Consider the following 684-nt stretch of genomic DNA (forward strand, 5'->3'; position numbering starts at 1 on the left):
TGCCGTCGGCGCCCCAGAGCATCTCGCGCAGGTGATTGTCGGCTGCGCGGCGAGAGGTGGCCGTCGTAGACGGCGCGGTAGGGCCTGTCATGGTTCCCGTGTAAGCGACGGGTGACGAATGCGGTTAAACTATCACAGTGGGAGTCGTCCGGGGAACAAGACGACGAGCGTGTTGAGGGCTGTTTTCCAGCCGTGTGTTCCGGTTCCGGAGTCACCTCCTCGCTTGCTGGAGATGTTGCGCAGTCCAAGGTAGAGGAGCTTCATCGCAGCCTCGTCGGACGGGAAGTGTCCGCGTGTCTTGGTGATTTTCCGGAGTTGGAAGTTGATGGATTCGATAGCATTGGTGGTGTAGACGATCCGGCGTAGTTCTGGCGGGTAGTCGAGGAAAGGGATGAACTCGTTCCAGGCACGCTGCCACACGTCGACCACGCCCGGGTACTGTCGCCCCCAGTCGGTGTCGAGACCTTTCAGTGCGAGCTCGGCGGCTTCGCCGGTCGGCGCGGTGTAGATCGTCTTCATCGACGCGACGATCTTCTTCCGGTCGGAGTAGGACACGAATCGCATCGCGTTACGGATCACGTGTACGACACATGTCTGGACGACGGTGTCGGGAAACACGCTGGTGATGGCCTCGGGGAGGCCGGTCAGGCCGTCGCAACAGGCGATCAGGACATCGCGTAAGGG

General features: G+C 61.4%; 1 protein-coding gene. It reads right to left on the reverse strand.

Translation table 11 applies throughout. The features are described 5' to 3' along the window. Positions 1–132: 132 nt before the first annotated feature. The coding region (locus FVA95_RS29130) for a transposase (protein WP_193564446.1) at positions 133–684 on the reverse strand (552 nt) is incomplete at its 5' end.

The sequence above is a fragment of the Pseudonocardia sp. EV170527-09 genome (assembly GCF_008369905.1).
Taxonomy (GTDB): Bacteria; Actinomycetota; Actinomycetes; order Mycobacteriales; family Pseudonocardiaceae; genus Pseudonocardia.